The organism is Paenibacillus aestuarii (assembly GCF_027789125.1).
Classification (GTDB): Bacteria; Bacillota; Bacilli; order Paenibacillales; family NBRC-103111; genus Paenibacillus_E; species Paenibacillus_E aestuarii.
In genome coordinates this window covers 25,155-50,934 of the sequence record NZ_JAQFVF010000046.1, presented here as the reverse complement: position 1 = coordinate 50,934, position 25,780 = coordinate 25,155, and the positions used below count along the sequence as shown (strand labels likewise).

Genomic DNA, 25,780 nt, shown 5'->3' with positions numbered 1-25,780 from the left:
CATTCCCCTCCTTCGCTACGCTACGTGTAAAGCAAACACCTCATTCAAGGTTCGGATCAAAAAAGCAATATCCTCATCCGTTGACGAAAGCGGCGGACTCAGTGTCAAAATATTCGCATACCCCGGCACGGTATCCCCGTTTTTCCCGATCAGCAGTCCCTTCTGCCTGCAGCCCGCTATGATAGCCGCGACCCGCTCCGCGGTTGCCGGGACTTTGCTGGCGCGGTCCTCGACGAGCTCAATGCCGATGGCGGAGCCGAATGCGCGGATGTCACCTACATGCGGATGCGCCTTCAGCGGTTCTAAACCGCTTGTGATGGCACGACCCATTTGCGCTGATCGCGACACCAGATTCTCCGTTTCCAGAATCTCTATGCTTTTCAAAGCGACAGCACACGATACCGGATTGCCGCCGAAAGTATTAATGTGCCGGAAATGACTCTCCGTCTGCTTCTCTTTAAACGATGCATACAGCTCCGCAGATACGGCCGTCGCAGAGAGCGGTGAATACGCGCTGGTCAATCCTTTGGCCATCGTTACAATATCCGGCTTCACGCCAAAGTTCTGATGGCCGAACTTCTCGCCCGAGCGTCCGAAGCCGCAAATGACCTCATCGACGATGAGCAGTACGTCGTATTTGGAGCAAATGCTGCGTACCTTCGGCAAGTACCCGTCCGGCGGAACCAGCACACCGCCTCCGGTAATCGCCGGCTCCAGGATCATGCCGGCCACCGAGTCCGGCCCTTCCCACACGATGGCGTCCTCGACAGCTTGGGCGCACTGCAATTGACACGCGCCCTCGGTCTGTCCAAACGGACAGCGGTAGCAATACGGCGGTGGCACATGGACAAAGCCGGCGCCTAACGGCTCATATTTCAGCTTGCGCTGGGCCTGCCCTGTCGCTGCCAAAGCTCCCATCGAGCTTCCATGGTACGCACGGTGCCTGGAAATAAATTTATGTTTCGTCGGCTTGCCGTTTTGATGATGATATTGCCGTGCGATTTTGAAGGCGACTTCATTAGCGTCCGATCCTGAATTAGAGAAAAAAATGCGATAATCGCCACCCAGCCATTCATTCAGCTTAGCAGCCAGCTCAATCGCCGGAATGTGCGACTGGACAAGCGTCGTGTAAGCGAGCTTCATCATTTGACCTGCCGCCGCTTCCGCGATCTCGCTGCGGCCATGTCCCACATTGACGCACCATAAGCCGGCCATGCCGTCCAAATAGCGGTTGCCATCGATATCGGTCACCCAGCTGCCTTTCCCCGATTCGATAATGAGCGGATTATCATTGTGGGGTGACATATGATGCCATACATAATTACGGTCTTTCTCCAGCAGCCGCTCTTTTCTTGCTGCCTTGTCAGCTTCATTCGCACTCACGAACGACACCCCTTCCCAGTGAATGGAAATACCTTCCTATCCTAAATCTATGAGCTTCGCGATGCGGACATCCCTACCTGTCCATGTTTTTTATAAAAAATTACAACCACGGATCGGGTCTCAGGTTATGATGATAATGAAAATTCCATCGCCTTCCGAGGCTGGAGTCCCATTTAACCTCATTTTCCGAAATAAAACCCTATTTTCATAAAAAAAAACCCGCTATGCTCGTTTATGAACATAGAGGGCTTGGGTCTCGACAACATATTTTTCTTTGCTAAGCTTAAACTAAACGATGGCGGCAATTACGCTTTCGCATAAATTTCTTTCACACGTCCAACTTGGCCGTCCGCCAGTCGTACTTTAATCCCGTGCGGGTGATTAGGGGAGTTCGTCAAAATATCTTTGACAATGCCCCGTGTCAGCTTGCCCGTGCGCTGATCTTGCTTCAGCACGATATTCACTTCGATGCCGGGTTGGATGTCTTTGCGGTTTTGACCGTTCATTTCGAATGACTCGCCTGCTTTCTATACACCATGATGAACCATTATAACACAAAGATGATGACGAAGGAGAGCTGCACAATGAGCCGACCCTATCCCCTGCCAAACCGCCCATGGGTGATGAAACAAACCTGGAACGATCTGCTATTCGCCCATTGGCCTATCGATGTATCGTTGCTTAGGCCTCATGTACCCGCTTCTTTACCGATTGATACCTATGATGGAACCGCCTGGATCGGTGTCGTTCCTTTCCATATGACCGGTGTTACGCCGCGCGGACTGCCGCCTTTGCCGTACTTTTCGGCTTTCCCTGAACTCAATCTGCGGACCTATGTGAACCTTGGCAATAAGCCCGGCGTCTACTTCTTCAGCCTCGATGCGCAGAATCGCTTCATGGTAGAAGCTGCTCGCTTGAGCTACCGCCTGCCCTATTATTATGCCAGGATTCAAGTTCAGCATCTGCCGCGTGGAACGACGACGTACACCTGTATCCGCGATGACAGACGCGCCCGTCCTGCCGGCTTCGCAGGTTCCTATCGGCCAACTTCCGATGTCCAGTTTGCCGTCCCAGGCTCTCTGGATTACTGGCTGACCGAACGCTACTGCTTATACAGCACTGATCAAAAAGGGTCCTTGTATCGCGGCGAAATCGATCATGATCCCTGGCCGTTACAAAAGGCTGAAGCTGATATCCTAAGCAATACGCTGACTGAATCTATGGGCATTACGCTGCCTGATACCGACCCTATCCTCCATTTTGCCAAGACGCTGGATGTTCGGGTTTGGCTGCTGCAGACCATTCGCTGAAGGTGCTGTTCTTGAAATCTTTGAAATGAAAATGTCACAAATTGATCATATCTCTTTTCAAAGATTTGTTCGTCTCCTGCATAGACTTATTTAGAGCAAACTTTAGGAGATGATTATCCATGGTGATTCAGTTTAATGAGCAGGACGTAACGGTCAACCTATTCGGGGCCGATCAGCGGCTCATCCCGCCGCTTCTGGCCGCACTTCGCGCCAACAAATTTACGCTACATAATTTGCAGACCGGTGTCAGTATGATCGATTTGTTTATAGCAGAGGCGATTCTGTATGCAGGCGACGGCAATAAGGCGAGAATCCCTATTTTTTCATAGAAGATGGCGGCGTTCGCTGATTCAAGGTCAAAAGCTGACTTAACGTTGTTTTACAGCTTTACCGCACCACCGACGAGCGCTCTGCTTCAGTTAGCTTCGTAAAACAACGTTATCTCGCCTGTCCTAGCCTCAAACCGCCGCTTACGCGCAATTAACGCTGTTTTTCATATTTATCACGCCGCAAGCGGATTCGCAGCCACAAGTAACGTTGAATAACAACGTTATCTGTTCCTTTCAACTCCCGAGTACTCGTGCCTATTCCACCGCACAACTACTCTCCACCAGCTCCGCCACGATCCACCGCACACCCACTCGTGCCCTCCTTATCACCGCCAGCAAGAATTCCACCCTCACTTGCACCACCCGACTGGCGAAAGCTACCATTTTCCGCAGCGCACTGCTATACTAGCAACTAGAAAGATTAGAATGCTAGAGGTGACAGCTCCTATGAATATCATTAAAGTTAAAGACCGCATCGAGCTGGAAAAGAAAATTCCGACAATGCCCTGGTATGTAGAAAAATTTATTAACTACAAACTGCCCGACCTCTCCCCCTCTTCGCTGCTTGAATATGTGCGGGATTACGAAATCTTTTTCTCCTGGCTGCTGGCCGAAGGGCTTACTTCCGCTCCCTCCATCTCACAGGTGCCGATCGAAGACTTGGAACGCTTGCATATGGACAGCGTCGATAACTTCCGCATGTTTTTGGCAGTGCGCAAAGATCAGGCCAATGTGAAAACAACAATCAACCGCAAGCTGTCCGCACTGCGCTCGCTGTTTCATTACTTAAGCCAAATTGCCGAGGATGAGAATTTCTACCCGCTGCTGAAGCGAAACGTCATGGCCAAAATAGAGATCAAACGTTCGCATAAGCCCAAAGATACGGCGGCAAAGCTGGAGGGCAAACTGCTGCAGGAGCATGAAATTCTGGAGTTTATTGATTACGTCCACCAAGGCTACGAGCACGATGTCGCTACAAATAAGCAGGCGCTCTATTCCTATGAGCTCAATAAAGTCCGCGATGCCTGCATCATCACGTTGATCCTGAACTCCGGTCTCCGTGTATCCGAAGTGTTTAATTTGAACGCCGACGACATCGATCTGAAAAAAAAGCTGACCCACGTCTACCGCAAAGGTAAAAACGACGATACGTTCAAAACGCCCGTATATTTCCGGCAGGACGCCATTCAGGCGCTGAACGATTATCTCGCTATTCGGCAAACCCGCTACAAGCCCGCCAAAAAAGAAAAAGCCCTCTTTCTGGCCATTGCCAATGGGAAAAAAGAGGGAGAGCGCATGACCAAACGCGCGATTCAAGAAATGGTCATCAAATATGCCAAACGGTTCGGCAAGCCTTATCTATCGGTCCATAAGCTGCGCCATTCGTTCGCTACCGATTACTACTTGCAGAACGATTTGTACAAAACACAGGAGCAGCTGGGCCATGCTTCACCGGAGACGACGCAAATCTACGCGCATCTGACCGATAAAACGATGGCTGAAGCCATCGATCGAAGAGCAGAATCCTGAGGCTTACGCCTTCAGGATTTTTTCAATGGCATCGAGTTCGTCAGCAGAGAACTCGAGATTTTTCAACGCAGCCACGTTCTCCTCGATTTGCGAGACACGGCTCGCCCCGATCAGCGCGGATGTCAATCGGCCGCCGCGCAGCGCCCAGGCAAGCGCCATTTGCGCCAAGCTTTGACCGCGGCTGCTGGCGATTTCGTTCAGCCTGACGATCATCGTCAGCTTCTCTTCCGTAATATCTTTCGCGTTCAGGAAGACGCTCTTGCCTGCGGCACGGGAGTCGCTCGGTACGCCGCTTATGTACTTGTTCGTCAGCAAGCCCTGCTGCAGCGGGCAAAAGGCAATGCTGCCTGCGCCGTACTCATCCAGCACATCCTGCAGGCCGTTCTCAATCCAGCGGTTCAACATGCTGTAGGACGGCTGGTGGATCAGCAGCGGTGTGCCCAGCTTTTTAAGAATCTCCGCGGCTTGCTGCGTTTGCTCAGCGGTATAGTTGGAAAGACCGACATACAGCGCCTTGCCTTGGCGAACGATTTGATCGAGCGCCGCCATCGTCTCTTCAAACGGAGTATTCGGATCCGGACGGTGTGAATAGAAAATGTCCACATAGTCGAGTCCCATCCGTTTCAAGCTTTGATCCAGACTGGCGATCAAATATTTCTTGGAACCCCATTCGCCGTACGGCCCTTCCCACATGTGGTAGCCAGCTTTGGTGGAAATGATCAATTCATCGCGGTAGGCGCCCAGATCGCTTTTGAGCACTTTGCCGAACATTTCTTCGGCAGACCCTGGAGGCGGTCCATAGTTGTTCGCAAGGTCGAAATGCGTGATGCCCAGATCGAACGAACGGAGCAGCATGGCGCGGCCATTCTCATGAATGTCCAAACCGCCAAAGTTGTGCCATAATCCTAAAGAAATCGCCGGCAGCTTAAGGCCGGATTGACCGACCCGGTTATATTTCATTTCTGCATATCGCGTAGCACTTGCTTGATAAACCATTCCAAAAATCCTCCTCAACATCATTGCTTAAATTTGCTTGTCCACTTCCTTGTATTAGTATAGGATAACCAAGCGAACAAAAAAAGAACTGAAAAAAATGTATCTTACTTACCCTGAGGTAAGTCTAGCCAAACAAAAGAGCCGCTGATTAGCATCAGCAGCTCATCTTTCTTATCCTTTACACTTGCCGCAGCCGCAGCTGCACGAACGTTTGCTCTTGTGTATATGATGCGCTTTCGTTGCCATGCTCGATCCCGCACTCCTTTGAATCCCACCACAGCGCAAACAATCCACGATGCATTGGTTCCGCCCGACTACAAACAACCGTGTACACACATTCCGGCAAAAACGGCCGCAGCTGGGAAACGCGCGAAGATTGGCTTGATACACTTTGGACAATACAAGCACCACCTTATGAATTGGTACTATAACGTATTCCCCTGCCTCTGACATCGGCTGTACGGTTGCCATGCGGACATTTTTCCTAACTTTGGAGGACTTGTCCCAGCGCCCCGCCCTGCTCCGCGAGCCATTGTACCTTGGCGGCTGTACTTCGAATCATTCCCGTCAGCACGTTTGGATCATCTACGCCATCGAGATACCGGCCCAAAAAGTGAACGAACACATCCAGCCGCCGGAGTTCGATCAGGATAGGCAGCAGACGAAGCTCGTCAGCTTGCAGCGTCATATACTGGCTGTAACCCTTATAAAATGCTGCGCATTTGCGCCAAATCTCATCCGCGGGCAGCGCAGGATCGATGAGATCCGATAAACATACGGCCAGTTCCATGACACGGACATCCTTCGTGACAAATTCAAAATCCAACACCGCCGCAATTCGCCCATCGGGATGCACCAGCATGTTAGAGCCATTGATATCGCCATGGACAAGCTGATGCGGCAGCCCCTTAAGATGTGGAACTTCTTGGTAAAAGGACAAGAACCGCTCATGGATATACATGAGCGTTGAGCGCAATGACGCGAACGCCTCTGGCGGGGATGTACAGAAGGCATCGATCGCTTCCGGCGTACACCGTGGATGAATATGTTCGATTTCATAATACGGCGGGTACACCGGCTGAAGCGCGACTTCGATGCTCGCTAACGCTTGCGAGAGCTGAGCGACCGTCTCACCGAACTGCTGCAGCTGCCCAAGCGACGTCCAAGTCGGATTGCAGCCATCTGTGTACGTAAATAATGCAGCCAGTTTCCCTTGACCGTCTGCGGTTCTTACGACCGTCCCACCATCCGGCAGCTCCAGCGGCACAGGCAGCCGGAAGGGCAGCTTCTGGTGCGATAAGGCGCGCAGCACGGCGTGTTCATACTTGATTTTGGCCAAATCACGGTGTGTCTCATAGACGCGAAGGACGTAGGTAATCCCGTCCACAACAACGAATCGGGTCGTATTATTCATCCCGCCGGTTCCGATGCGCATCGACCAATTCTGAGCCGGAAACCAATGTTCAGGTAAGGAGCTGAGCAGCTCCTCTTGCTCTTCAACTTGCGTGAACATATCCCTCATTGCCGCGTATCCCCTTTCGCTTACACCAAAAAGTCGCCATCGACAGCATATTCAAAATCTTCCACATCGAACGCTTCCACAGGCAGTTCAGCCTCCACAATCCGCTCCAGCAGCTCCAATTGGTCGGTCAGCAAAGCCGCTTGCTCTTTGATCGACGTCATAATCAACTCGGTTTCAATCGGATCAAATCGCTCACCATATTGCTCATTATCGACCGCATTCACAATGAGGAACGTTACGTTCTCATGTATAGGCAACGGCGGGCTTTTGCGCCATGGCATCGCCAACGCCTTTTCAATTTTCTTTTTATTGAAGGATTCTTCGAAAAAGGTCAGCAGTTCCCCAATTCGCTGCTTCACGTAGCCGTCATCCTCAGGAGTCGCCATAATAGGTTCATCGATGATACGTAGCTCATACAACTCTTGAATGCTCGAATAGGGGATGACATAAGTGACTGGGCGCCCTGGCACCAGTAATTGGCCATGAATCGCCAACATAACAGCTTCAATTACGAACGTACGGGACATCCTCGGACTCCCCTCCCTTATTTGTAGATGGAGCATTAATTTCGCTGCCTTTTGCACAATTTCCTGCTAAAAAATCGCACAAAAATAAAAACCATCAGCTGCAACTGATCTACCGATCAAGCCAAGCTCATGGTTTCTATCCAATTATAAACTGCCATCCGTCACCTCATGATCATGTAATCCAAGCTTATACGGTTTCTTGGAAAAGCGGTTCGCGTACGAAGACGCCACATAACAATCGGGCTTAATCACGGCCACCATCCCTACGGACTCTACGCGTCTGACCATCTCCTGCACGAATTTGGCCGTGCGGTTCCTGTGTTCATCAGCTCCGGCATCAATATGTATGAACATATCCAGAGACGCGCCTTGATAGAGATGCGGCAGCACGATATTCTCCATGTCCCGCCTCTTGCTCTCGTCATAATAAGTCGCAATTTCCTCGCTGAGTGCAGTCTCCATAGAAAGCTTCTCCTTCACGGACCGTAATGCTCTTGGCACAATAACCTGCCTGTAGCAGGCCCATGCTCCCTTCCCCATTCGCTGAATAACGACGCCGGTAATAAATTTCGTATGACCGGAGTGCACCTGGCAGTCCGTGCCGATAATAAACTTGTATACGGCCGCAGGATCTAGCCCCATAAAACGGAGGATTCGTTCATGAACGTTCTCCAGGGTAAGACCGCTTTCAGTCGTATTCCGAAATTCCAACGGGTGATAGGCATATGATGGTCTCAACGAACGGTTCTTCCCTTCTGCTTAGAACTAGGAAGAAGCAGATGCCGGCTGCAGCATCTGCCTCCTATACCTAGTATATGGCAAAAACCTCATGATCGAACCATTGCTTAACGTAAAACACTTCCGCCATACAAGAAACGGTTTTCCCACTGCTTGCCAGCAATCGAATCGATGCGCACACCACCGGAATCCACCGAGTACGTATGCAAGACGTTGCCGTCACCTAAATAAATGCCCACATGCGTGATTGCTTCCTTCAGCGGGTTCATGCCCGCATAGTCAGATGCTTTGGACCCTTTATACGAACTAAAGAACATCAAATCGCCACGTTTGAGCTTCGTCCAATCCGTTACGATCGGTCCTAATGATTGAACATAAGTCCCTTGTGCTGCAGAATCGCTTGGAATGCTGAAATGAAGCGCGTCCCAGAAAGCGGTTTGCGTAAAATCGGAGCAATCGAACGTTGTCGGATCATTGCGGTCGGATCCGAACTCATATGGTGTTCCGAGGTAGTTCATGCCAGCATCAATAACAGCTTCAACCTCATCAGCTAGCGGCATATCCGGAATAACTACGGTGAAATCCGTCACCATGTACTTGCTGCCAGTGCTCACATAGCCAACGGTACCGTTAGCATCTTTAGCTTTGTACCAACTGTCATTAACCTTCGCCAGTACGAGCACTTCTTCGCCTTTACTGAGCATGCGGATCACTTTGGACGTACTATCCGATGCTGGGGCCGTACGGAAGTTCACACCGTAAATGATTTTTGCGTTACTAATAATGTTTATGTATTTGGCACTCGTCGATACGTATCCAGCAACGCCTTGCGCGTCTTGAATTTGGTACCAGTTGTTCGTGACCATTTTAGTAACCGTCACGATCTCATTCGTCTTCAGCATCCGAATGACATTGCTGGAAGTGTTAGGCTGATCTCGGAAGCTAACCCCCGCCACGATCTGCCCTTTGGTTACTGCCCCATCGGCAGCCATTGCAGCTGCAGGCAGAATACTGACAAGCGCAAGCATCATTACAAAAACAATCATTGTCCATTTTTTCATCGTCATGTTCTCCTTTGGTGTAAAATTTCTTAGTTGTTAGACGGTTATGTAAGCTGAGAGACAGATCATTGTTTTCTCGTTCGGACACCTCCGTGCTGTCACACAAAAATAACCCGCAGCTATGAGCTGGGGTCCCCATCTTACACTCATTCGCTTTCGGCAGCTGGCTGGCACTGCAATTGAGTCGCGAGAGCCCCTGTAGCTTTGCGTCCCATGCTTTCGCATGGTTTGCCTTTATCGATGTGATTGAACAGTTATTTTTGAATCGTAGCTCTATTATAATTTGAGGGGGTATCGGCGAAAATAGGCGCATAGATGCAAATCTTGTCGAACGCTTTTTTGCGTACATGTCCTTGCGCCTATTGACATCATGGTAATTTTTACAAAACCTAACTTTTCCTGACTTCCGGTTTGCGGGCTTCATTCCAAAAGAGCTGATAAGCGGGATCATTCCGCAATCTCACATTGCAAAGCTTCATTTCCCCTTCCTCCAGCTCCATGATTTCCCAAACGTCCGCATCCATTTCCCCAGCCAAAGCTAATGTTTGCTGTTTCTGCGCTTCCGCCTCGTCAACGCCCTCCCAAAATTTCACGCCATAATACGTTAACCCATAATGATTTACTAACCGGCTAGTCAAAATCTGATGAATACCGCTATGCTTGAGCACATAAGGCATGCGCTTTCCTCCATTCATAAAAGCACGCTCACCGCGGGGGAGAGCGTGCTTGCTCGAATCAATATGTTATAAGTACGGATTCTCATGCTTCGCTTTCAATATATTCCAGCGGCGCTCCACTTCGGTTTCAAACGATTTGAGCGACTCTTCGTATTCCGGTTTCGTCAAATGCTTCGTTTTGCCCATCGTTTTCAGCCAGCTGGAGAGCGGCACTTTCTTGCTCTTTTCTTCCGGATTGTAAGTGAGCGTCGTCACCCCGTGCTCAACTTCATAGAGCGGGAAGAAGCAAGAATCTACGGCAGCGCCGACGATGTTGGACCCTTCCTGGTCGTCAGACAGCCAGTTCAGCGGGCACGCGATCAGGATTTTGCCGTACACCATACCCTCATGCTGCGCGTACCACTGCGCCTTGGCCGCTTTCTTCACCAGGTCTTGCGGGAACGCCTCAGATCCGGTGAATACATAAGGGATATGCGTCGCCGCCATGATTTGCGCAGTGTCTTTGTGATGGAACATCTTGCCGCCTTGCTTCTTGCCGACGTTGGACGTGGACGTCCGATGGCCCATCGGCGTCGAATAAGACAACTGCGCGCCTGTATTCATATATCCCTCGTTATCATACTCGAGGATAATCATTTTATGGTTACGCAGCGCTGCACCGATCGCCGGCCCCATGCCGATATCCATGCCCCCGTCGCCGGTGATCATGACAAAGGTGAAATTGTCCGGCAAGTTCAAATGATCGAGCTCGCCCCGACGCTTGCGCTCCCAGAACATCTCTACGACGCCGGATAGCGTTGCTGCTCCGTTTTGGAACAAGTTATGGATGTACGTCGCTTTATGCGCCGAATACGGATAGCCAGTTGTGACGACCATCGCACAGCCCGTATGGAACAGGGCGACGATATCGCCTTCGATGCCTTTGAAGAACAGCTCCAGACCGGAGAAGATCCCACAGCCTGGACATGCACCATGCCCTGGAGCGATCCGCTTCGGTTTCTTCGTCAAGGAACGCAGCGGTGGGATGCGCACGTTCAGCTTGCCGGAAGTTTCGTCAGGTGTAACGGTAATCAGACCTGTCTTCAGGTCTTCATATTTCATCGGATTCAGCACCCGCTTCGGAGCCTTAGTCGGATCGCCGGGGGTGTGCCCGTAGTAATCGAATGGCACCTCGATGGTACCGCTTTGCATCGCATCGATGGCGAATTGGAACAGGTTATGCCCATCCTCGGCATAAAAGTCCTTGCCGCCTAAGCCGTAGACACGGCTGATGACGAGCGTATCGCGGTTCCCGTGAGTGAACAGCGCCGCCTTGATTTCATTGACCATGTTCCCGCCATGGCCGCCGTAAGAATCAGCGCGATCGCCAACAGTGATCGCCTTCACATTACGCAGCGCCTCAGCAATGTGCTTCGCCGGGAACGGACGAATCATATTCGGCGCGATAGAGCCGGCTTTGATGCCTTTCTCGCGCAGCTGATCGACGACGTCCTTAATGATCTCGGAGGCGGAATTCATAAGGAATACGGCCACTTCGGCATCGTCCATCCGATACAAATCGAGGATCGGATAGTCGCGGCCGGTTAAGTCGGCATATTCCTGGCGAATGCGGTCGAATACTTCCTCGGCCTTGTACATCGCCATCGACTGCTGATAGCAGTTATTGATATAATCCGGTTCGTTCATGTACGGTCCCACCGTGATAGGGTGGTTGCGGTCGAGCGTATCCGCGAAGCCCTTCGGCTGTTCACCGATGAAGGCGTGCACATCTTCGCGGTGTGCGAACGTTTGTACGCGGCGCTTCTGGTGCGATGTGAAGTATCCGTCCGATGCCACTAGGACTGGTAAGCGTACAGCAGGATCTTCAGCCAGTTTGAGCGCCATCAGATTCATGTCATAGACGGCCTGCGGATCGCGGCACATCAAGATCGGCCAGCCTGTGTTCAGCGCGTAATACAGGTCGGAATGATCGCCGTGAATGTCAAGCGGCCCCGATACGGAGCGGCATACCAAGTTCATAACCATGGGAAAACGAGTTCCTGATTGCACAGGCATTTGTTCCAGCATATACAAATAACCGTTGGCGCTAGTCGCGTTGAATACGCGGCCGCCAGCGGTCGAAGCCCCATAACAGACCCCCGCAGATCCGTGCTCTCCGTCTGCTGGAATCAGGACGATGTCGTGCTGGCCGTTCGTCTTCATCAGATCGAGAAATTGCGCAACCTCGGTCGACGGAGAAATGGGGAAATATCCCATAATATGATAATTAATTTGATGAGCGGCATAAGCAGCCATCTCGTTGCCTGATTCATACACGATGCGTTGCTCTACTTGAGCCTGCCCGAATTCCCTCTTCATATCTACTGCCATTTCGTTAGTTCCACCCTTCTCCCTCGAATATCCTCTTTACATTTAAGAGTTTACCGCTAGATGAAATCGATGAGGCATGCGATGTGCGTCCGCGTATCCATCTACTTCCCGTTCGCCCGACAACGCTTCCGTCGGGCAGGCTTGGACACACTTCAAGCAGCCCTTGCAGTATTGATAGTCAATGCCTTGAAGAAACATTTGGGGGCGGCCCTTCTTATCCGGCTGCTCATCCCAGACGAAACAAAAGTCCGGACACACATTATCGCACGATGCGCAGTGGATGCACTTATCCTCGTGAAAGTGCGGCATCATACCGGCCCGCGAAATGCTCAAATCTTTCAGTATGCTATTCCCCGGGTTCGTAATAACGCCGCCCATCGGTTGTGTTGCATAACCGAGCACTGGCGTGTCAAAGCGCACGAAATCCGGCATCGTTTCCCCTTCTGGAAGCGCATACGTTTGGAACTGCACTTCATTGTAACCGCGTTCAAAGGTGCGTAATGCAGGGGCAACCGCTTGTGGATATTTCTTTTCCAACGACTTGCGGATGACGCCTTTCATCACTTCAGGGTCGAGAAACGTACATAAGCGGAACAACGCGCCAAGCATCGCCATGTTCACCCGGTTCTTCTCCTCGAGCGAAATGCCGATGGCATCAATCACGGCAATTGTACCGCCCTTGAGTTTCATCTTTTCCCTGAGCTCATCAGGTGTTTTGGTTGAATTGACGAGAACCGTACTGTCTTCATAGATTCCGCTGATTACGTTGACTGTTTTGGATAGGGACTCATGAAACACGCCTACAACATGCGGCCGTTCAACGGGAGACGTATCCCGAATATTGGTGTTCATATCACAGAATCGGATATGTGCCTTGACCGCTGAGCCCTTCTTCTCCGAACCGTAGGAAGAAAAGCTTACCCCGTTTAATCCGACCCCGACAACGCCTGCTTCTGCAAGCATTTTACCCGCAAGGTTCGCGCCTAAACCACCGATAGATTCCAGCCTAATCTCGAAAAAACCGAGATCGTTAATTTTGGGCAAAGTTACCATTCCATGTCTCCTTTCAACAATGAACTGCATCAAGATTGAATAGTATGAATAGTAAGTCTACTACCATTGTAACAAGAAAATTCTGGTAAGCAACAGTTTTTTAGCTTGCGGGTCCAACGTCAAAGCAAGTAATCGATGATTAGTCCGCAAGCGCCCATATAATAACTCGGTTCCTGCTCCTCATCGTGGGTATCCTGTTTCAACTCACAATGTTCACACACATCCACATAATCCTCTTCCATCGGATCAAAGACAACACCGCAAACCTGTGAGCACACCTTCATGATCATCGCTCCCCGTTTTCAACCCGCATGTTGTAAACGCTTGCAGTCACTTTTCTTATATTATAACGCGCAGCGCCCATCTTGCCCATCCGTCTTTTTTTACTTTTCGTTCCAGCTGCACAAACATTAACAACCGTCCCGAACTATGTTATTCTGTTTAGACAAGCATGCATCAAGGTATTGTGAAGGAGGACTACGGCAATGAATCCAGATTTTATCCAGATCAAATACTTTGAAGGCGAACTTAAGATGTCGCATAAGAAAAGAGACTACGGTCTCACGGTCACGACGCAAGAGTTAATTCTGCATAAGCCCCACGTCAATTATTTTTTTAAACTGGAGGACATTATTAGTATCCTCCCTTTTGATAACTCCGCGCTGAAGCGGATTTCCTTTACCAGCTCGCGCGCTGTCGGGCAAGAATCCACCCATCTGTCGCCAGGCTCCGACCATTACCGGATCTACGTACATGCCGCGACGATGCATAACCGCAGCGGCATCTTTCAGTTAGGCGCGACCGATGTCATCATTCCGATTCACCGCGAAGTTTTAAGCGCAATCGCTGAATGCGGAAGCAAGCTTGGCTTAATGTCTTTTCAATCCAATTAACGACAAAGCAGCTTTGAAAAGTGTAAACTTTTCAAAGCTGCTTTTGATTTATCGCGGCTAGATTCCCTGCGCTTCCCGAATGTAGGCGAGCAGCCTGTCACAGCTCTCCTCCACCATCTCGTACACTTCCTGGAAATTGCCGGTATAATAAGGATCCGGCACATCACGCACGCCGCGGCTCGGCGCGAACTCCAACAGCTTGCGTACTTCTGCGTTCTGCTTATCCCGATCTGGCGCAAAGCTCTGCAAATTCCTCACGTTGCTGTCATCCATGGCGATGATATAAGTAAATTGCTCGAAGTCCTGCGACTTGACCTGTCTCGCTCTGAGACTTTGGTGATCAATGCCATATTGATCCAAAATCTTTCGCGTTCCATGATGCGGCCGTTCGCCCGTATGCCAATCCCCCGTGCCCGCGGAATCCACGACGATGACGCCTTCCAGACCTGCTTGTTTGACTTTATGGCGGAACACCGCCTCAGCCATAGGGGAGCGGCAAATGTTGCCCAAACATACGAATAAGACTTGGATCATGGCGCACCGAAAATAAGCTGTTTTTCCCGCATCGTCAGCGATCTGGCTGGAATGTCGAGCACGATTCTGCCTTCTGCAAGCCCCCAGATGCGAGTGGCAAACCGTTCAGCAAGCTCAACCTGGTGCAGCGAGGCGATCACGCACATATTTTTCTCTTGGCAAAGCGCGCGAAGATCCTGCATGATCATTTCCTTGGACTTCGGATCGAGTCCAGAGACCGGCTCGTCCGCGACCAGCACCTTCGGATTATGGATCAGCGCTTTCGCGATCGCAACGCGCTGCTGTTCACCGCCGCTAAGCTGGCCGACTTTCTTGTCGCCTTTATCCAGCAGTCCGACCTTTTCGAGATAATCCATGCCCATCACATGCTCATCCCGGGACGTTGTCCCCGTCAGCAAGCGAACTGGTGTCTGGTAGATTCTGCCAAACATCACATTTTTGATAGCGCTTTTATTTCGATTCAGCGCAGGCTTCTCTTCAAGGAAAGCAAAGTCTTTCCCCAGCTTCCACCGCTCCACCAAACCGGGCGTTGTAAGGTCGTTGGACTGATAGATCAGCTGCCCGGAGGTCCACTTCTCTCGATGACTGATACAGCGCAGCAGCGCCGTCTTCCCGCTTCCGCTTCCGCCTACGACCGCGATAAACTCGCCTTCGTCAGCTTGAAAGCTAATCTGTGACAGCACCTTGTTATCAGGGGGAAATACTTTACTCAGATTTCGAACCGTAATCATGACAACGTCTCCTCCATGTTGGCGTTTGGCAAAAATCGCCACTCATCCGGCACAAGCCATGAAGAGGGCGATTTTCGGTTGGCGCGAAATCTACTTAATCGCAGGATTTCGGACTTTCAGCTTTGCCGGCTTCCACATTGATTTTATCTGAAATCGTATCGCGAATCACGGACATAACGAGCTGCAGCAAATAGTTAATATCCGTCTGTGTCTGCTTAAACTCGCTAACAATCGGAATGCCATCCAGCTCGTCCTGCAAATCGTCGATTTCTTTCTCGATCTTTTCCACCATTTTTTGGTTTTGGAACTTCTCAAAAGCGACGATCTCTTTTTGCTTCTTCTTGATCGAGCTGATTAACGTTTGAATCTCCGAGTTGCCGCTAATTTGCTTCTCCGCTTGTTGATAGAACTGAACTTCGCTTGACGTTGTCAGCAGTTCGGCCAGCTCTTTGGCTTTAGTTAAAATATCTTCACGAACGATCAGTTCTGTATTGGTGTATTCTTCCATTTCAAAAGCATGTGGGTGATTATGATGATCCGACACTTCCGTGCACACTCCTGTCTGTTTAACTTCCTCTATGTCGAGCCGCGCTTATATGGACATCTTCAGCGGCGAAGCAACAATTTCGCCCTTTAAGACCCACGTCTGCGCAGTCGTTACTTTAACATTCACCATGCGGCCGATTAAATCCTTCGAACCGGTAAAATGAATCAGCTTATTCGTACGCGTACGTCCGGACAGCACATCCGGATTATTCTTGCTCTCGCCTTCCACAAGCACTTCCACCGTCTGTCCCAGCAGCTTCTCATTGCTCAACTTGCTGCAAGCATTGACCAGCTCATTTAAGCGGTATAACCGCTCTTTCTTCACTTCCATGGGCACGTTATCTTCCATATCAGCAGCCGGCGTGCCTTCACGCGGCGAATAAATAAACGTAAAAGCTAGATCAAAGCCCACTTCTTGATACAAGGTCATCGTATCCTCGAATTGTTCATCTGTCTCGCCTGGGAAACCGACGATGATATCCGTGGTCAGCACGACATCCGGGATCGTGGCTTTGGTTTTTCTCACCAACTCCAAATATTGCTCGCGGCTGTACTTCCGGCTCATGCGCTTGAGCACTTCTGTGCTTCCGGATTGAACCGGTAAGTGGATATGCTCAACCAAGTTGCCGCGTTTGCCGAGCACCTCAACCAACGCATCGTCGAAATCGCGTGGGTGCGAAGTCGTGAAACGAATCCGCGGCACATCAATTTTGCGGATATCGTCCATCAAGTTGGCAAAGGAATACGTCATGTCTTCAAAATCTTTGCCATAGGCGTTCACGTTCTGCCCAAGGAGCGTGATCTCCTGGAACCCTTGGCGGGCCAGGTCTCTGACTTCCGCCAGTACGTCCTGCGGTCTGCGGCTTCGTTCTTTGCCGCGTGTGTACGGCACAATGCAATAGGTACAGAACTTGTCGCAGCCATACATAATGTTCACCCAAGCTCGGATACCTTCACGCTTCTTCGGAAGGTTCTCCACGATGTCGCCTTCTTTGGACCACACTTCTACAACCATTTCCTTGTTGTAATAGGCGTCCTTCAGCAGCGTAGGAAGACGATGAATGTTGTGCGTGCCGAAAATCAAATCGACAAAAGCATGCTTTTGCATAATCCGGCTGACGACAGCCTCTTCTTGCGACATGCAGCCGCACACGCCGAGAACGAGGCCCGGCTTCTCCGCCTTCAACCCTTTCAAGTGTCCGAGCTCACCGAACACCTTGTCTTCCGCATTTTCACGAATCGCACAGGTGTTAAGCAGAATGATATCCGCTTGGAACTTGTCCTCCGTTGGCTGGTAGCCCATTTGCTCCAGCAGACCCTTCATCACTTCCGTGTCATGCTCATTCATCTGACAACCGAAGGTGCGAATCAAATAAAATTTATCTTTGCCGAACTCTTGCATATCCTCAGGGATAATAAAATCATAATGAACTTGTATATCTTCTTTTCCGCGCCGCTTCTCATCTTTGTAGTTGGGGGCAGAATTTATTTGAATATCCCGTCCGCTTATTCGGTAAGTCGTTTTCCCGTCTTCTTCGCTTACCACCTTGGCATCGGAAAAATCAAAGTATTTGGAGTAATCCTTAACCTTGTCGGATTTTAAGTCCGATGTATTTTGATTCTCCTTTGACATATCGTGAATCACTTCCCTCTATCTAAAGTATTGCTCTTAGCTGTATTCAACCCAATGTAATATTATAGCACAAATACCCATCGTTAATCCAAACATAAAAATAACCCTCAATCGATCTTAATGGAGCAACCAAGGGCTGTAACTCAATGCTTCACCTGAAAATTGTCATGCCTTATTTTTCTTTTTGAAAAGCTTATCCTGCTATTAATCCAAAATCTCCGCTTGATCGCCGGTTTTCACGCCTGCAGCGTTCCCTTCATCCGTATCAATATGCATATCGAGCGCATACTGCTCGGACACACGTGCAATCACATTCTCAAAAATAAGCGGCCGCTCGCCGTTGACTTTCACCCGCAGCATTTGCTTGTCGGCAATGCCCCATTGCTCGGCATCCTTGGTGTGAAAATGGATGTGACGCGCTGCCACGATCACACCTTGCTCCAGCTCCACTTCGCCTTGCGGACCGATCACCTTCAGCCCTGGTGTTCCTTCAATGTGCCCGGATTCACGAACGGGCGGGTTAATGCCTAACGCGAACGCATCCGTACGGGAAATCTCGATCTGCGTTGCGCCGCGTGCAGGCCCTAGAATCCGTACTTTATCGAAGCGGCCCTTAGGTCCAACGATGGACACCATTTCGTTAGCCGCGTACTGTCCAGGTTGCGATAAATCTCTAAAGCTCGTCAGTTGATAGCCCGCTCCGAACAAAATATCGATATGAGCCAGAGATAAATGTATATGTCTTGCGGAAACGCCTACAGGTACCATTATCGTCATATCAGCTTCTCCTTCCAAGTATGTACATTTTATTATATTCGAAAAAAAGCCCTTCAGCAAAAAAGAGCATACGGAGATATCTCCATACGCCCTTCTTGTCTTTGGGAGTCAATCTTATTTAAATTCAGCAAGCAATTTGTTGAAATCTGCTTCTGTAATTTTGATATCTTGCTTCGCAATACCTTCCGCTTTAAAGTTAGGAACGGATTCTTCATAGCTCTTTTTATCTTTATTTTGATAAATGATACCCGTGAGCATGGAATTCGTCTCCATGATTTTCGTCATAGCCATAACGCGGTTTGTTGGATCGTAATCAGGGATTTCATCCAAGTCCACGATGTTCTCTTTGAACCAGTCGTAAGTGTTCACTTTGTTGAACGTTACGCAAGGGCTGAATACGTTGATCAGGGAGAAGCCTTTGTGGTTCAAACCAGCTTCGATGACAGCAGTCAGCTGTTTCAAGTTGCTGGAGAAAGATTGTGCCACGAATGTTGCGCCTGCAGCCATCGCAACTTCCAACGGGGAAATCGCGGACTCAATGGAACCTTGAGGCGTACTTTTCGTTTTGAAGCCTTCCGCGCTTCGTGGAGAAGCTTGACCTTTTGTCAAACCGTAGATTTGGTTATCCATAACGATGTACGTCACATCAATGTTACGGCGAATCGCATGAACCGTGTGGCCCATACCGATCGCGAAACCGTCGCCGTCACCGCCGGAAGCGATAACTGTCAATTCGCGGTTAGCCATTTTCACGCCTTGCGCGATTGGCAGGGATCTTCCGTGAATACCATGGAAGCCGTATGCGTTGATGTAACCGGAGATACGACCCGAGCAACCGATACCGGAAACGATAGCCAAACCTTCAGGCTCAAGACCTACGTTTGCCGCCGCTCTTTGAATCGCTGCTTGTACGGAGAAGTCTCCGCATCCTGGACACCAGTTTGGTTTTACATTGTTGCGAAAATCTTTTAACGTTGCCATGCTAGGGTCAGCTCCTTACATTTTTGTTCAATTTCCGATGGCAGGAATGGGTTACCGTTATATTTCAATACGTTCTTGATTTTATCAGCGTGACCCACATGCAATTTGATTTGATCCGCAAGTTGACCTGTCGCATTGTTTTCAACTACGATTACCGTTTTTGCTTTCTCTACGTATGGACGCAGTTGTTCAGCCGGGAACGGATGAATCAGACGAACAGTAGCATGGTTGGTTGTGATACCTTCCTTCGCTACGCGGCTTCTTGCTTCGTCGATGGTGCCGCCAGTGGAACCCATACCGATGATCAACAGATCCGGATTCTCGTGAGGCGCGTCGACTTTGATCGCGTCTGTTACTTCGATATGCTTCAATTTCTCCAGACGTTTATCCATCATTTTTTGACGGTTATCCGTGCTCTCGGATGGACGGCCTGTTTGATCATGCTCTACGCCTGTTACGTGGTGCAGACCATGTTTCACGCCAGGAATCACGCGCGGGGAAACGCCGTTCGCTGTGAACTCATAACGTTTGAACAGTTGGTTGTCTGTCAATTCTGGAGCTTCTGTAACAAGGTTACCACGGTCGATTACGATGCGGTTGTAGTCCAGCATCTCAGCAGACTGTTTACCCAGGGAAAGCTGCAGATCCGTCATCAAGATAACTGGGCATTGGTATTTCTCTGCCAAGTTAAACGCTTCGATCGTATCGTAGAAGCACTCCTCGATTGTGCTTGGGGACAGGACGATTTTCGGGATTTCGCCGTGCGTACCGTATACCATAGCATTCAAGTCGGATTGCTCTTGTTTCGTAGGCAGACCTGTACTTGGACCCCCACGTTGTGTATCCACGATAACGACAGGCGTTTCTGTCATACCGGCAAGGCCGATCGCTTCCATCATCAAGGAAAGACCAGGACCAGCGGAAGCTGTCAATGCACGTGCGCCAGCGTAGTTAGCACCGATTGCCATTGTGCAAGCCGCGATTTCGTCTTCCGTTTGGATAACGGTACCGCCGAACTTTGGAAGCGCTTTGATCAAGTACTCCATCACTTCGGATGCTGGTGTAATCGGGTATGCAGGCATGAAACGGCAGCCAGCAGCTACAGCTCCCAGAGCGATGGCATCGTTACCGATCATGAACAGCTTTTGTTTGCCGTCAGCAGGTTCCAATTGGAAGTCGGCGATAGGGCCGCCAGCAAGTTCCAGAACGGATTCTGCGCCTTTGCGAACAGCTTCAATGTTCTTCTCAACGACAGCTGCGCCTTTGCGGCCGAACTCTTCTTCTACAGCTTTATTAAACACATCAAGCGGCAATCCGAGCAATGCCCAGGAAGCGCCAGATGCGGCCATGTTCTTAAATAGGGATGTGCCTAATTCTTCTGCAATCGCAGTGATTGGAACTGGGAACAAACGCGCTTTAATACCTTCTGGCAAGACAGGGTTGAATTTCGCGTCCGCAACGATAACCCCATTCTCACGCAGTTCGTGTGCGTTGAAATCGATACTTTCTTGGTCAAACGCCACCAGAATGTCTAAATCGTCAGAGATTGCGCGAATCGGCTTGGTGCTGATGCGAATCTTGTTATTTGTATGTCCCCCCTTAATCCGCGAAGAGAAATGACGGTATCCATACAAATAGTAACCGAGACGGTTCAACGCAGTGGAGAAGATACGGTCTGTAGATTCGACCCCTTCACCCTGCTGACCTCCGATTTTCCAAGATAACTGACTAATCACCTTACGTCCACTCCTTTTGATTGTAGCTGCAATGAAGAAAACATAGTCTAAAACATAATTTCGGAAAAGAGCTATAAAAAAAATCTTTCACTTGTCAACCAAATTCTATGCCTTTATGGTGCAAATTGCAAGAGGTTTGAACAAATCTAAAACATAGAGTTTTTAGATGAAACCTATATCAATTTTAGATCGATTCACAAATTTATCTGGGGAGATTGGTTAGCATGAACTTCCGCCAGTTTCCATATAGGAATCGCTCCACTTGGGACTCTCTATAGTTTTGACATAGAGCCTCTATAATATTTTGATAATCGCCTGAATGTCTCAATCCTTCGATCCACTGCGCAATGCCGTCAAAGTCCGATCCAAAGCCGAGATGTTCCTCCCCTCCCAAAGCGCATATGTGATCTATATGTTTCAGCAAATCGCTAATTCGGACAGGCGTACGGGCAGCTTCAACAAAATAGGGGACAAATGTAAGTCCGATTTGTCCTTGCCGCTTGATGATCGCGGTGAGTTGTTCATCTGATAAATTTCTTGGATGGGGACAAAGTCTGGCGCAGTTGGAATGCGTTGCGACGATGGGCTTCCCGTACAGCTCAAACAATTCCCAGAATCCCTTCTCGGACAAATGTGACACATCCACTATTATACCCATTGTTTCTAATTCTTTTAACATGCGCTTCCCTTTTAAAGTGAACCCGCCTTTACGCGGCTCCATAACGCCGTCAACCGCCCAATTGGCGTAATTCCAGCTCAGTCCGATCAATCTTACACCTAGATAGTAAAGCGAGCGCAAATGCACCATATTGCCCGCCAGAGCGTCCACGCCTTCAAGTGTCAAAATCGCACCGATCTGCCCGCTGCTCTCCGCAGCCTGGAAGTCTGCGGCGTTGCGAATAAACGTCATGCCCGGATGGCTGGCGACCTTGCGATGAAAAATATCAATCATCTGCAAAATGTGATCAAATGATGGATTCGCGATGCTTTCCGATAAATAAACCGCGAAGCACTGCACCTTGACGCCGGCCTTGGACAGCCGCGGGAAACTTACATCCAATTCCAGCTCTACCTTGTCAAAATCAAGCTTCGGATTATGGTACAGCTTCGTTAAAGCATCGCAGTGACCGTCCATGATTCTCATACACGTCATCCTCCTTGTAACCGAACAAGTTTATTCATGACCGTTAGCCAAGCGGACGCCAAGACAAATTAAAAAACCTGTCTACAAGGTAAACAGGTGTTGGATCACATCTATGTATAAATATCATCCTACCTAGGTTCTACAATCAATTTAATAGCTGTCCGATCTTCCCCGTCGATCACAATGTCGGTGAATGCTGGCACACATATTAAGTCAACCCCACTAGGCGCCACAAATCCTCTCGCGATAGCTACTGCTTTAATGGCCTGATTCAAGGCACCTGCGCCAATCGCTTGAAGCTCCGCAGCTCCACGTTCGCGCAATACGCCTGCCAGTGCACCTGCAACGGAGTTTGGATTAGATTTTGCTGAAACTTTTAATACTTCCATGAAAAGTACCTCCTCAGGAATGATGGATAGGATTCCAGTAACCATCATATTCTCAAGGATCTTCAAAAATACCTTTTTATCTCAAGGAGAGTATTCTAAATATTTAGAATTGTGTTTCAAACGAAAATTTAACTAAGATTAATCGAAAATGACTTCATCTTCATCATAGCGAATGAGCTTGATCTCTTTGGCCAATCCCGTTTGATCGTTCAATTCGATGACAACCGCATGAAAATGCCACTTGCCTTCATCGGTGACAAAACGGACAGGAAGCTGTGTCTTGAATTTCTGCAGCACTGCGTTCTTCTCAACGCCCAGCACCCCATCTCGCGGGCCTACCATGCCCACATCGGTCACATATGCCGTCCCTTGCGGCAATACGCGGTTATCGTTGGTTTGTACGTGCGTGTGCGTGCCTACAACAGCCGATACGCGGCCATCCAAGTGCCAGCCCATGGCGATTTTCTCCGATGTGGCTTCCGCATGGAAATCGACGAACACGAACTTGTGTTTCTTCTTATCCTGTTCCAAGATCTCATCCACTTTGCGGAACGGACAGTCAATCGGCGGCAAGAACGTGCGGCCTTGCAAATTGATGATCAAGAGCTCCTGATCTTTCACCTTGATCACTACGTGTCCCTTACCCGGCGTGCCTGGTGGGAAATTGGCCGGCCTGACCATCTTCTCGTCGCGATCGATGAAATCGAAGATTTCCTTCTGATCCCATGTATGGTTGCCCATCGTCATCGCTTGGATGCCCAGCTCATAGATCTCTTTGGCAATCGCCGCCGTGATCCCTTTGCCTGCCGCTGCGTTCTCGCCGTTAGCGATGAATACCGCATTCGGATAAGCCTGCTTCAGTCTAGGCATGACCTTCTTTAAGGCTTTTCTCCCCACGGATCCTACAATATCTCCGATAAATACAATTTTCATAATAGCTCTCCATGCTCCCTTTTAAAAATGAGGAAAAGTGGCTTCATCAGCCACTTTTCACCTAGTATACCCTTATTTCGCGTATTCAACAGCTCTCGTTTCCCGAATGACCGTGACCTTGATATGTCCTGGATAATCGAGTTCTCCCTCGATTTTCTTCGTGATATCGCGGGCTAGGCGGAACGCTTCGGTATCATCCACTTTCTCCGGCTGAACCATGACACGAACCTCACGACCTGCTTGAATTGCGTATGATTTCTCAACGCCATCAAACGATTCAGAAATCTCTTCGAGCTTCTCAAGACGCTTAATGTAAGTTTCCAGCGTTTCTCTTCTCGCTCCCGGTCTTGCTGCGGATAAGGCATCCGCTGCGCCTACCAGCATCGCGATAACAGAAGTTGCTTCCACATCGCCATGATGCGAAGCAATACTGTTGATGACAACTGGATGTTCCTTGTACTTCTTACCGATCTCCACACCGATCTCCACGTGGGAACCTTCCACTTCGTGGTCAAGTGCTTTACCGATGTCATGAAGCAGCCCGGCACGTTTCGCCAAAGTTACGTCTTCTCCGAGCTCTCCAGCCATCAGACCGGCCAGATAAGCTACTTCCATGGAATGCTTCAGTACATTTTGACCGTAACTTGTTCTGAATTTCAGTCGGCCCAGAATCTTGATCAGATCCGGATGCAGTCCATGAACGCCAACCTCGAACGTCGCTTGCTCCCCGTATTCGCGGATACGCTCGTCCACTTCTTTGCGGGATTTCTCCACCATCTCTTCGATTCTTGCCGGATGGATTCGACCATCTGCAACAAGCTTCTCCAGGGATGTGCGGGCAATTTCGCGTCGGATTGGATCAAAACCTGATAAAATGACGGCTTCAGGCGTATCATCAATAATAAGGTCGATCCCCGTCAATGTTTCCAATGCACGGATATTGCGGCCTTCACGACCGATAATACGGCCCTTCATTTCTTCATTAGGCAAGGTCACCACTGAAACTGTAGTTTCAGCCACGTGATCAGCAGCACATCGTTGAATGGCGAGCGTGATGATTTCTCTGGCTTTCTTATCGCCTTCTTCTTTGGCTTGCTGTTCAATCTCTTTAATCAACTGAGCGGTTTCGTGACGAACTTCCTGCTCGACATTGGTAAGAATGATGCTCTTCGCTTCTTCCATCGTCAGGCCGGAGATTCGCTCCAATTCCGTAACTTGACTTCTATAAAGCTGGTCGATCTGTGTCTGTGTATCCTCGATTCGCTTCTCTTTGTTGGCTACTTGCTCTTCTTTACGCTCGAGAGATTCTAATTTTTTATCCAGCGATTCCTCTTTTTGCAACAATCGTCTCTCTTGTCGTTGAATTTCATTTCGACGTTCACGAATGTCTTTTTCAGCTTCGGACCTAATCTTATGCACTTCGTCCTTCGCTTCCAGAACCGTTTCTTTTTTCAGCGCCTCCGCTTCTTTCTTGGCAGCTTCACGGATCTGTTCAGCGGCTTCTTCTGCACTGGAAATCTTCGCTTCTGCAAGAGATTTGCGGATAAAATAACCAATCCCTAAGCATGCAGCTCCAACAACGAGAATGATCGCGATCCAGATGAAAGTCATCTTGTTCACCTCCTCGTTGGTTTCTCCAAGGTGTTAGCTTGGGATTCCTTCGGTTTTTTAATCCGATTTTTAATTGTTAGGCAATAGCTTCAACGTACCCCATACTAAAAAAATGAGCATGGCTCAAAATGAATGTGCACGGCGCGTGTCACCACGTTGGTGCGAGTGATTCATAACCAACAGCGTAAAAATTGGCGGTTTCTACAACTGTTACGTCAAATTCACAAAAATTCTTATGATTTTGACTCCTTATGAAAATATACATTGTTATTTTATCTTTTGTCGAAGAAGCTTGTCAAGGGATTGACACAGTCTTGCTCGTGCAGTTCATTGAACAAAGCCTTCATGTATGCTTCATGTATGCTTCGTGTATGCC

27 protein-coding genes and 1 riboswitch are annotated in these 25,780 nt (G+C 49.4%); of the genes, 4 read left to right on the top strand and 23 right to left on the bottom strand.

Annotated features, from left to right (window positions below; genetic code table 11):
- Positions 1 to 15: 15 nt before the first annotated feature.
- Entirely contained in the window at positions 16 to 1,383 is a 1,368-nt protein-coding gene (locus tag O9139_RS19860; protein WP_270881212.1) for an aspartate aminotransferase family protein, read from the bottom strand.
- Between the two features lie 305 nt (positions 1,384 to 1,688).
- Positions 1,689 to 1,889 (bottom strand): YwbE family protein, encoded by a 201-nt coding sequence (locus O9139_RS19855; RefSeq protein WP_270881211.1) that lies wholly within the window; start codon positions 1,887 to 1,889, stop codon positions 1,689 to 1,691.
- A gap of 78 nt (positions 1,890 to 1,967) precedes the next feature.
- Here O9139_RS19855 and O9139_RS19850 point away from each other — a divergent pair, with 78 nt between their 5' ends.
- The 3 genes from O9139_RS19850 to xerS all read left to right on the top strand — a co-directional run bounded on the left by O9139_RS19850 (position 1,968) and on the right by xerS (position 4,552).
- Entirely contained in the window at positions 1,968 to 2,693 is a 726-nt protein-coding gene (locus O9139_RS19850) for a YqjF family protein (RefSeq protein ID WP_270881210.1), read from the top strand.
- 119 nt (positions 2,694 to 2,812) lie between these two features.
- On the top strand, positions 2,813 to 3,022 hold the full coding sequence (locus O9139_RS19845; RefSeq protein WP_270881209.1) for a hypothetical protein: 210 nt from the start codon (positions 2,813 to 2,815) through the stop codon (positions 3,020 to 3,022).
- Positions 3,023 to 3,469: 447 nt separating this feature from the next.
- Positions 3,470 to 4,552 (top strand): tyrosine recombinase XerS, encoded by a 1,083-nt coding sequence (gene xerS / locus O9139_RS19840; RefSeq protein ID WP_270881208.1) that lies wholly within the window; start codon positions 3,470 to 3,472, stop codon positions 4,550 to 4,552.
- Positions 4,553 to 4,555: 3 nt separating this feature from the next.
- On the opposite strand, the gene mgrA is transcribed toward xerS, so the two are convergent.
- The 10 genes from mgrA to O9139_RS19790 form a co-directional block, all read right to left on the bottom strand.
- Complete coding sequence (gene mgrA / locus O9139_RS19835) at positions 4,556 to 5,548, bottom strand: L-glyceraldehyde 3-phosphate reductase (protein WP_270881207.1); 993 nt, start codon at positions 5,546 to 5,548, stop codon at positions 4,556 to 4,558.
- Positions 5,549 to 5,726: 178 nt separating this feature from the next.
- Positions 5,727 to 5,849: a hypothetical protein gene (locus O9139_RS19830; protein ID WP_270881206.1), complete on the bottom strand. Its 123-nt coding sequence runs from the start codon at positions 5,847 to 5,849 to the stop codon at positions 5,727 to 5,729.
- 183 nt (positions 5,850 to 6,032) lie between these two features.
- Complete coding sequence (locus O9139_RS19825) at positions 6,033 to 7,070, bottom strand: phosphotransferase (protein WP_270881205.1); 1,038 nt, start codon at positions 7,068 to 7,070, stop codon at positions 6,033 to 6,035.
- Between the two features lie 20 nt (positions 7,071 to 7,090).
- On the bottom strand, positions 7,091 to 7,597 hold the full coding sequence (locus tag O9139_RS19820) for an ADP-heptose synthase (RefSeq protein ID WP_270881204.1): 507 nt from the start codon (positions 7,595 to 7,597) through the stop codon (positions 7,091 to 7,093).
- 144 nt (positions 7,598 to 7,741) lie between these two features.
- Positions 7,742 to 8,335 carry a ribonuclease H-like YkuK family protein gene (locus tag O9139_RS19815; RefSeq protein WP_270881203.1) on the bottom strand — a complete coding sequence of 198 codons (594 nt, stop codon included), beginning with the start codon at positions 8,333 to 8,335 and terminating at the stop codon, positions 7,742 to 7,744.
- Between the two features lie 107 nt (positions 8,336 to 8,442).
- Positions 8,443 to 9,396: a C40 family peptidase gene (locus tag O9139_RS19810; RefSeq protein ID WP_270881202.1), complete on the bottom strand. Its 954-nt coding sequence runs from the start codon at positions 9,394 to 9,396 to the stop codon at positions 8,443 to 8,445.
- A gap of 155 nt (positions 9,397 to 9,551) precedes the next feature.
- Positions 9,552 to 9,639, bottom strand: a riboswitch (cyclic di-GMP riboswitch).
- A gap of 146 nt (positions 9,640 to 9,785) precedes the next feature.
- Positions 9,786 to 10,073 (bottom strand): hypothetical protein, encoded by a 288-nt coding sequence (locus tag O9139_RS19805; RefSeq protein ID WP_270881201.1) that lies wholly within the window; start codon positions 10,071 to 10,073, stop codon positions 9,786 to 9,788.
- Positions 10,074 to 10,139: 66 nt separating this feature from the next.
- On the bottom strand, positions 10,140 to 12,443 hold the full coding sequence (locus O9139_RS19800; protein ID WP_270881200.1) for a thiamine pyrophosphate-dependent enzyme: 2,304 nt from the start codon (positions 12,441 to 12,443) through the stop codon (positions 10,140 to 10,142).
- 42 nt (positions 12,444 to 12,485) lie between these two features.
- Positions 12,486 to 13,496 carry a 2-oxoacid:acceptor oxidoreductase family protein gene (locus tag O9139_RS19795; RefSeq protein ID WP_270881199.1) on the bottom strand — a complete coding sequence of 337 codons (1,011 nt, stop codon included), beginning with the start codon at positions 13,494 to 13,496 and terminating at the stop codon, positions 12,486 to 12,488.
- A gap of 119 nt (positions 13,497 to 13,615) precedes the next feature.
- On the bottom strand, positions 13,616 to 13,780 hold the full coding sequence (locus O9139_RS19790) for a hypothetical protein (RefSeq protein WP_270881198.1): 165 nt from the start codon (positions 13,778 to 13,780) through the stop codon (positions 13,616 to 13,618).
- Positions 13,781 to 13,981: 201 nt separating this feature from the next.
- On the opposite strand from O9139_RS19790, the gene O9139_RS19785 reads away from it, so the two are divergent.
- The gene (locus tag O9139_RS19785) at positions 13,982 to 14,389 is read left to right on the top strand and encodes a hypothetical protein (RefSeq protein ID WP_270881197.1); all 408 of its coding nucleotides are present in this window, start codon (positions 13,982 to 13,984) and stop codon (positions 14,387 to 14,389) included.
- 57 nt (positions 14,390 to 14,446) lie between these two features.
- Here the strand turns inward: O9139_RS19785 and O9139_RS19780 are convergent, their stop codons facing one another.
- From O9139_RS19780 to rny, 11 genes are all read right to left on the bottom strand, one after another.
- Positions 14,447 to 14,923, bottom strand: coding sequence for a low molecular weight protein-tyrosine-phosphatase (locus O9139_RS19780; protein WP_270881196.1), 477 nt, complete (start codon positions 14,921 to 14,923; stop codon positions 14,447 to 14,449).
- A complete protein-coding gene (locus tag O9139_RS19775) occupies positions 14,920 to 15,654 on the bottom strand; it encodes a phosphonate ABC transporter ATP-binding protein (protein WP_270881195.1) in 735 nt (244 codons plus the stop codon). Before O9139_RS19775 ends, O9139_RS19780 begins: the two co-directional genes overlap by 4 nt.
- A gap of 94 nt (positions 15,655 to 15,748) precedes the next feature.
- Complete coding sequence (locus tag O9139_RS19770; protein WP_270881222.1) at positions 15,749 to 16,162, bottom strand: RicAFT regulatory complex protein RicA family protein; 414 nt, start codon at positions 16,160 to 16,162, stop codon at positions 15,749 to 15,751.
- Positions 16,163 to 16,246: 84 nt separating this feature from the next.
- Positions 16,247 to 17,833, bottom strand: a complete 1,587-nt coding sequence (miaB, locus tag O9139_RS19765) for a tRNA (N6-isopentenyl adenosine(37)-C2)-methylthiotransferase MiaB (RefSeq protein ID WP_270881194.1) — start codon at positions 17,831 to 17,833, stop codon at positions 16,247 to 16,249.
- A 204-nt stretch (positions 17,834 to 18,037) separates the two neighbouring features.
- A complete protein-coding gene (gene pduL / locus O9139_RS19760; RefSeq protein ID WP_270881193.1) occupies positions 18,038 to 18,610 on the bottom strand; it encodes a phosphate propanoyltransferase in 573 nt (190 codons plus the stop codon).
- A gap of 114 nt (positions 18,611 to 18,724) precedes the next feature.
- Positions 18,725 to 19,591 (bottom strand): 2-oxoacid:ferredoxin oxidoreductase subunit beta, encoded by an 867-nt coding sequence (locus tag O9139_RS19755; protein ID WP_270881192.1) that lies wholly within the window; start codon positions 19,589 to 19,591, stop codon positions 18,725 to 18,727.
- Complete coding sequence (locus tag O9139_RS19750; RefSeq protein WP_270881191.1) at positions 19,579 to 21,327, bottom strand: 2-oxoacid:acceptor oxidoreductase subunit alpha; 1,749 nt, start codon at positions 21,325 to 21,327, stop codon at positions 19,579 to 19,581. The genes O9139_RS19755 and O9139_RS19750 overlap by 13 nt, the downstream gene beginning before the upstream one ends.
- Positions 21,328 to 21,529: 202 nt before the next feature.
- Positions 21,530 to 22,471 (bottom strand): dipeptidase, encoded by a 942-nt coding sequence (locus tag O9139_RS19745; protein WP_270881190.1) that lies wholly within the window; start codon positions 22,469 to 22,471, stop codon positions 21,530 to 21,532.
- A gap of 128 nt (positions 22,472 to 22,599) precedes the next feature.
- Positions 22,600 to 22,860, bottom strand: coding sequence for a stage V sporulation protein S (locus O9139_RS19740; RefSeq protein WP_005550495.1), 261 nt, complete (start codon positions 22,858 to 22,860; stop codon positions 22,600 to 22,602).
- 138 nt (positions 22,861 to 22,998) lie between these two features.
- Positions 22,999 to 23,793 carry a TIGR00282 family metallophosphoesterase gene (locus tag O9139_RS19735; RefSeq protein WP_270881189.1) on the bottom strand — a complete coding sequence of 265 codons (795 nt, stop codon included), beginning with the start codon at positions 23,791 to 23,793 and terminating at the stop codon, positions 22,999 to 23,001.
- A gap of 72 nt (positions 23,794 to 23,865) precedes the next feature.
- Positions 23,866 to 25,404 carry a ribonuclease Y gene (gene rny, locus O9139_RS19730; RefSeq protein ID WP_270881188.1) on the bottom strand — a complete coding sequence of 513 codons (1,539 nt, stop codon included), beginning with the start codon at positions 25,402 to 25,404 and terminating at the stop codon, positions 23,866 to 23,868.
- Positions 25,405 to 25,780: the final 376 nt, after the last annotated feature.